This is a genomic window from Kineococcus sp. NPDC059986, from assembly GCF_040702905.1.
Taxonomy (GTDB): domain Bacteria; phylum Actinomycetota; class Actinomycetes; order Actinomycetales; family Kineococcaceae; genus Kineococcus.
Genome location: NZ_JBFBND010000002.1, coordinates 289199 through 295825 on the forward strand (window position 1 = coordinate 289199; position 6627 = coordinate 295825).

The 6627-nt window shown below is 72.9% G+C and carries 5 protein-coding genes and 1 pseudogene; 3 read left to right on the forward strand and 3 right to left on the reverse strand.

The window, feature by feature from the left end; translation table 11 throughout:
• Positions 1–10 precede the first annotated feature (10 nt).
• Complete coding sequence (locus tag AB0637_RS03340) at positions 11–2281, forward strand: bifunctional diguanylate cyclase/phosphodiesterase (RefSeq protein ID WP_366169737.1); 2271 nt, start codon at positions 11–13, stop codon at positions 2279–2281.
• On the opposite strand, the gene AB0637_RS03345 is transcribed toward AB0637_RS03340, so the two are convergent.
• The gene (locus AB0637_RS03345) at positions 2278–2535 is read right to left on the reverse strand and encodes a hypothetical protein (protein WP_366169738.1); all 258 of its coding nucleotides are present in this window, start codon (positions 2533–2535) and stop codon (positions 2278–2280) included. The two genes, AB0637_RS03340 and AB0637_RS03345, sit on opposite strands and share 4 nt — an antisense overlap.
• Positions 2536–2739: 204 nt before the next feature.
• Between AB0637_RS03345 and AB0637_RS03350 the strand changes: the two genes are divergently transcribed.
• On the forward strand, positions 2740–4842 hold the full coding sequence (locus AB0637_RS03350; RefSeq protein ID WP_366169739.1) for a SpoIIE family protein phosphatase: 2103 nt from the start codon (positions 2740–2742) through the stop codon (positions 4840–4842).
• Between the two features lie 21 nt (positions 4843–4863).
• Here the strand turns inward: AB0637_RS03350 and AB0637_RS03355 are convergent, their stop codons facing one another.
• Complete coding sequence (locus AB0637_RS03355; protein WP_366169740.1) at positions 4864–5244, reverse strand: ATP-binding protein; 381 nt, start codon at positions 5242–5244, stop codon at positions 4864–4866.
• Positions 5245–5391: 147 nt separating this feature from the next.
• Between AB0637_RS03355 and AB0637_RS03360 the strand changes: the two genes are divergently transcribed.
• Positions 5392–6435 carry an NAD(P)-dependent alcohol dehydrogenase gene (locus AB0637_RS03360; RefSeq protein WP_366169741.1) on the forward strand — a complete coding sequence of 348 codons (1044 nt, stop codon included), beginning with the start codon at positions 5392–5394 and terminating at the stop codon, positions 6433–6435.
• 98 nt (positions 6436–6533) lie between these two features.
• Here the strand turns inward: AB0637_RS03360 and AB0637_RS03365 are convergent.
• Positions 6534–6627, reverse strand: a pseudogene (locus AB0637_RS03365) (ABC transporter ATP-binding protein); the annotation flags it as partial.

Below are 6627 nucleotides of genomic sequence, written 5' to 3' on the forward strand. Positions count from 1 at the left end.
TGACGACACCATGACCATGCGTCGGTGGTGGCTGGGGTTCCTGCTGCTCGGGGGAACCCTGGTGGCCTGGTGCCTGACCCTGCCCGTGGGCGTCCTGCGGGCGGTGGTCTACGAGGTGCTGCCGCTCGCCTCGGCCGCCGCCCTCGTCGTCGGCGCGCTCGTCCACCGCCCGCCGCGGCGGCTGCCGTGGCTCCTCCTCGCGGCCGGGCAGCTGTGCTCGGCCACGGGCGACGCCGTCTTCAGCTGGCTCCAGACGTGGCAGCACGTCGAGCCCTACCCGTCGGTCGCGGACGTCTGCTACCTCGCGGCGTACCCGCTGCAGGCCGTCGCGCTGGTCCTGCTCACCCGGGGGCAGCGGCTGGACCGGGGCGGTCGCCTCGACGTGAGCCTCGTGACGGTGGCCATGGCGCTGCCGCTGTGGATCTTCCTCGTCGAACCGGTGGTGGAGGACTCGACCGCACCGCTGGTCCACCGCCTCGCCGACCTCTCCTACCCGCTGGCCGACCTCGTCGTGCTCGCCCTGGTCGTGCGGCTGGGGGTCGTGTCCGGCGGCTACAACCTGTCCTCGCGCCTGCTGGCCCTGGGCGCGCTCGTCCTGCCGGTCGGTGACGTCACCTTCGCGCTGTGGGGCAGCGACGGGCACCTGCTGCTGCTGAACTCGGCCTGCTGGCTGGTCACCTACCTGCTGTGGGGCGCCGCGGGTCTGCACCGCTCGATGCGCGCGGTGGCCCACCCCGACGTCCGGCCCGACCCGACGGGCCGGCGCCGCCTCGTCCTGCTCGTCCTCGCGATGCTGACGATCCCCGGCGTCCTGGTGATGGAGTCCTGGGGGATGACGGGGCACCACCTGCTCGACACGGCCCTCGCCGCGCTCCTCGTCATCGCCCTGGGCGCCACCCGCACCCAGCTCGCCATCTCCGCCGCGCTGCGCTGGGCCAAGCACACCGAGCGACTGCGGGCCGAGGTCGACCACCGCGCCGCTCACGACGCGCTCACGCTCCTGCCGAACCGCTCGACGGCGCTGGACCTGCTGCGGCAGACGCAGGACCGGGCCCACCGCACCGGGAGCACGACGGGCGTGCTCGTCGTCGACGTCGACGGCCTCGCCCGCGTCAACGACGCCCACGGGGACACCGTCGGCGACGACGTGCTGCGCGCGGTGGCCCGGGAGGTGGAGCGGGTCGTGCGCCCGGGGGACCGCGTGGGCCGGCTCGGCGGCGACGAGTTCGTCGTCGTCGTCGAGGACGTGGAGGACGAGGGGGCGCTCGCGCAGGTCGCCGCCCGGTTGTCCCGCTTCCCCGTGACGGCGGCCGGCCGCGTCCTCGACCTGACGTGCAGCGTGGGCATCGCCGTCGAACCCGCCGGCCGGCAGGCGGCCGCCACCGAGCTGCTGCACGAGGCGGTGACCGCCGCCGCCCGCGCCAAGGCCACCGGCGGGGCCCGGACCTGGTTCTTCGACGACGCGTTGCGCAGCGAGCTGGCCGAGCAGGCCGAGCTCGAGGACGCCGTGCGGCACGGGCTCGCGGCCGGCGAGTTCGTCCTGCACCACCAGCCCGTCCTCGAGCTGGCCTCGGGCCGCACGACGGGGTTCGAGGCGCTCATCCGCTGGCACCGGCCCGGCCACGGTCTCGTCCCCCCGGACGCCTTCATCCCCGTCGCCGAGCGCAGCGACCTCATCTGCGACGTGGGGCGATGGGTGCTCCTCGAGGCCACTCAGCAGCTGGCGCGCTGGCGCGCCGACGGGACGGTGGCGGACGACGTCCGCATCGCGGTCAACGTGTCCGGGCGCCACCTCGCCGAGGTCACGCTCGTCGAGGACGTCGCGCACGCCCTGCGGGTGTCGGCCGTGCCCGCCCGGTGCCTCGTCGTGGAGGCCACCGAGACGGTCGTCCTGGACAGCACGGCTGTGCTGCCGAACCTGCGCGCGCTGCGGGACCTCGGGGTCGCCATCAGCCTGGACGACTACGGGACGGGCTACACCTCGATCGAGCAGTTCCGCACACTGCCGCTGGACGCGGTGAAGATCGACCGCAGCTTCCTGGCGTCCTCGAACCCGCAGGACGAGGCCCTCGTGGGCCTCATGGTGCACGCCGCCCACACGTTCGGCCTGGAGGTGGTCGCCGAGGGTGTCGAGCGGACCGACCAGGTCGCACTGCTGCGCTCGCTCGGCTGCGACAAGGCGCAGGGCTACCTGTTCTCCCGGCCCGTGCCCGCCGAGGAGGTCGAGCGGCTGTCCCGTCGCCCGGTGGACGTGGCGAGCGGCCTGGAGGTGGCCGGCTAGAGCGGAGCCGGCTCGGGGGCCTGGGTGACGAGCCGCTCGCGCAGGAACGTCTGCAGGTTGGCGCCGAGCGGATCCCCCGGCTGGGCCTTCTCGGGGTCGTCCAGACCGCGCTCGCGGCGCGAGATCGTCGGCCCGTCCCGGCGCAGCGACTCCAGGAGCCGGCGGGAGTAGGTGCCGACCAGCAGGCAGTGCAGGGCTTCGTCGCGGAGAGCGTCGTCGAGGCCGTCCAGCCACTCGTCGTGCGAGGCGATCACGTGAACAGTGTGCACTGCCCCGGTTCACGCGGACGACACCCGTCGGAGTGGTCGCGTCAGCACTCACCGGACGGAGCAGCGACACCACCTGACCAGCGGGAACGCGCTCACGGAGGGGATCTGGACGGTCACTCCGAGGTGGGTCCTTCGAGCCCGACCCGTGCGTGGTCGCGGGGGCCCCCCGCCGCGGCTAGTGTCGTTGCGATGGACGGGACGAACGCGGCCGTGGCCGGTGGCGCCCTGCGCGAGGGACTGCCCGAGGTGCTGCACGGGCAGCCCGGGGCGGTGCTGCTCGTGCGCGTCGAGGACGCGACCGTCCTCTTCGCCAACCCGCTGGCCGAACAGCTCGCCCCCGGGGTCACGCTGCCCTGCCCGGTCGACGAGTGGTCCCGCCGGGCCGGTCTGCAGAGCTCGACCGGCCACGACATCAGCGACCCCGCCAACGACGCCTCACCGCTGTCGCGCATCGCCCACGGCGAACCGGTCCACGGCGAGCGCGTCACCGCCGCCCGCTCCTCGGACATGTCCCACGTGCGCGAGGCGCTGTGGGTCATCGGACTGCCGCTGACCGACGCCCCGGTCGACGCCCTCACGAGCCTGGCGCTCGTCGCCCTGCTGCCGCTGCGCGAGGCCGGGATGGTCCGCGACGCCCAGCAGTCCGCGGAACGGCTGCACTCGCGCGCGGTCCTGGCCAGCGACCTGTCGTTCACGATCTCCGACCCCAACCAGCCCGACAACCCGCTCGTGTGGGTCAACCCGGCCTTCGAGAAGGTCACCGGGTACGGACGCGAGGTCCTGGGCACGAACTGCCGTTTCCTGCAGGGACCGCAGACCGACCGGGAAGCGGTGCACCGCATCCGCACCGCCCTCGAGACGGGCGAGATGGTCACCGAACTCCTCCTGAACTACCGCAAGGACGGGACGGCCTTCTGGAACGAGGTCGTCATCTCGCCCGTGCGCGACTCCGCCGGGCACGTGACCCACTACGTCGGCGTCCAGTCCGACGTCACGCTGCGGGTGCGGGCCGAACGCGAACGCGACGAGGCCCTCGCCTCCGCCCGCGACGCCCGACGCCGCCTGGAGTTCCTGTCCCGGGTCACCGACCAGTTGTCCGAGGTGCTCGACCCCGGGGCCGCGCAGGACCTGCTGCCCTCGCTCGTGGTGCCGGAGTTCGCCGAGTGGGCGTTCGCGACGCTGCTCGACACCTCGGGCCGCACCCGGCACATCCGCGCCTCGCACGCGAACCCCGCGATGGCCGAGGACGCCGACCGCTTCCAGGAGCTGCACGCAGACCTGGGTGACAACTCCATCTCCATGCGGGTCCTGCGGGGCGACCTCGGCCCGACCCTCGTCTCCCTCGACGACGACTACGCCGAGACGGTGACGGGGACGCAGGAGACGGCGGACGTGCTGCGTCGGCTCGGGCTGGGCAGCGCGGTCGTCGTCCCCCTGCGGGCCCGGGGCGCCGTGACCGGGTCCCTCACCTTGCTGTCCGGGCCGGACCGCCCGCCGTTCACGGTCGACGACCTCTCCACGGCCACCGACCTCGGTGCCCGCGCGGGGGTGGCGCTGGAGAACGCCCGCCTCTACGCCGAGCAGCGGCAGTCGTCGGAGACGTTGCAGCGCAGCCTGTTGACCCCTCCCACCCCGTCACCGGGGCTGTCCGTGGCCACGCGGTACCACCCCGCCTCCGAGGCCGCGCAGGTCGGTGGCGACTGGTACGACGCGTTCACCCAGCCGGACGGTTCGACCGTCGTCGTCATCGGCGACGTCATGGGCCACGACGTGCTGGCCGCCGCCGCGATGGGACAGCTGCGCACGCTCGTCCGGGCCCTGGCCTACGACCGGTCGGCGCAACCGGCGGAGGTCGTCCGTCGCCTCGACGAACTCCTCGAGGGCCTCGGCGTCACGACGCTGGCCACGAGCGTCGTGCTGCAGATCGACGTCGGACCCGGCCCGCGCGGTGTGCGGTGGTGCACCGCCGGCCACCTGCCACCCGTCGTCGCCGCACCCGACGGCACCGTCCGGATGCTGGACGGCGACGGCATCGTCCTCGGTCTCGGGGCCGGGCAGCAGCGCGACCAGCAGGAGTCCGTCCTCGGCCCCGGCTCGCTGCTGCTCCTCTACACCGACGGTCTCGTGGAACGCCGCGACCGCTCCATGGAGCAACGGCTCGCCGAGCTGCGGTCCGTGGTGTGCGACCTGTCCGACCACGACGTCGAGTCCTTCTGCGACGCGCTGCTCGAACGGATGCTGCCCGACGGCAGCGACGACGACGTGGCCATCGTGGCCGTGCGCGTCGGTTGAGACCGCCGGTCCTCCCGCGGCTCAGCTCGTCAGTTCGCACCAGACGGTCTTGCCGGGTGCCTCCCGGCGCACGCCCCACTCGTCGCACACCGCGTCGACGAGCCCGACCCCTCGACCGGACTCCGCAGCAGTACCCGGCGAGGTGTGCTGCGGCAGTGCGGGACTGCCGTCGCTGACCTCGAGGTGCAGGACGCCGTCCCGGCAGTCCACGTGGGCGTGGACGGGCGGCGCACCGTGCTCGACCGCGTTGACCGTCAACTCCGAGACTGCGAGGAGCGCCCGGTCGAGGAGGTCCCCGCCGTGGTGCCGGCAGACCCGGTCACGCAGGAAGGCCCGGGCCGCTCGCGCGGCGCTCAGGTCCGCGGGCAGGTCCAGGTCGGCACCCGGGGTGGCTTTGCACACCCCTTCATCGTGGGGGCCACGGACCGTGAGCGCTTCTGGTAGAGCGTGCAACGACCCCGGGGGGCGGGGGAGGTTGCCCCGGGTTAGCGTGGTCGCAGGCGCAACGGCGCGCACGACCCCACACCCATCGAGCACCAGGGAGACGACGTGCCCACGACCGTCAAGGCCTACGCCGCCACGTCCGCCACCGACCCGCTGACGCCCTTCGAGGTCGAGCGTCGCGACGTCGGCCCCAAGGACGTCAAGATCGACATCAAGTTCGCCGGCATCTGCCACTCCGACATCCACACCGCCCGCAGCGAGTGGGGCCCGGCGACGTACCCCGTCGTCGTGGGCCACGAGATCGCCGGGCTCGTCGCCGAGGTCGGGTCCGAGGTCACCAAGTACAAGGTCGGCGACCGCGTCGGCGTCGGCTGCATGGTCGACTCCTGCGGTGAGTGCAAGAACTGCCTCGCCGGTGACGAGCAGTTCTGCGTCAAGGGCATGATCGGCACCTACAACAGCGTCGGCAAGGACGGGAAGCCCACCCACGGCGGGTACTCCCAGGAGATCGTCGTCACCGAGGGTTTCGTGTGCGGGATCCCCGAGGGCATCGACCTCGACGTGGCCGCGCCCCTGCTGTGCGCGGGGATCACGACCTACTCGCCGCTGAAGGAGTGGGGCGCCGGCCCCGGCAAGAAGGTCGCCGTCGTCGGCCTCGGCGGGCTCGGCCACATGGCCGTCAAGATCGCCCACGCCATGGGCGCCGAGGTGACCGTCCTGTCGCAGTCGCTGAAGAAGCAGGAGGACGGCCTCCGCCTCGGAGCCGACCACTACTACGCGACGTCCGACCCGGACACGTTCAAGGCCCTGCGCGGGGAGTTCGACCTCATCGTCAACACCGTCAGCGCGATGCTCGACTTCGACGCCTACCTGTCGCTGCTCGCCGTCCGCGGCGCCATGGTGAACGTCGGCCTGCCGGAGAAGCCGCTGTCCCTGCGGATGTTCTCCGTCGTCGGCGGCAACAAGAGCTTCGCCGGTTCCAACATCGGCGGGATCGCCGAGACCCAGGAGATGCTCGACTTCTGCGCCGAGCACGGCATCGGTTCCGAGGTCGAGGTCATCCCGGCCGAGAAGGTCAACGAGGCCTACGAGCGCGTCCTGGCCTCCGACGTGCGCTACCGGTTCGTCATCGACACCGCCACGCTCTGACCCGTTCGACCGTCTGACCGCTTGACCGCTCGACCGCGCCCTCCGGGGGGTGGGGTCGTTGACGCATCCGGCTCAACCTGTGAGCCCGCGGCGTCAACGCGCAGCGCCGTGAGTTCCGTGTCCCCGAGGAACACCCGGCCCGCGCTCGCGGAGTCCAGGCCGGCGAGGCAGTGCATGAGCGTCGACTTGCCC

Excerpts from the sequence above, each read along its gene's own strand:
- AB0637_RS03340 (WP_366169737.1), top strand. The coding sequence starts at position 11 with ATGACCATGCGTCGGTGGTGGCTGGGGTTCCTGCTGCTCGGGGGAACC.
- AB0637_RS03350 (WP_366169739.1), top strand. The coding sequence starts at position 2,740 with ATGGACGGGACGAACGCGGCCGTGGCCGGTGGCGCCCTGCGCGAGGGA.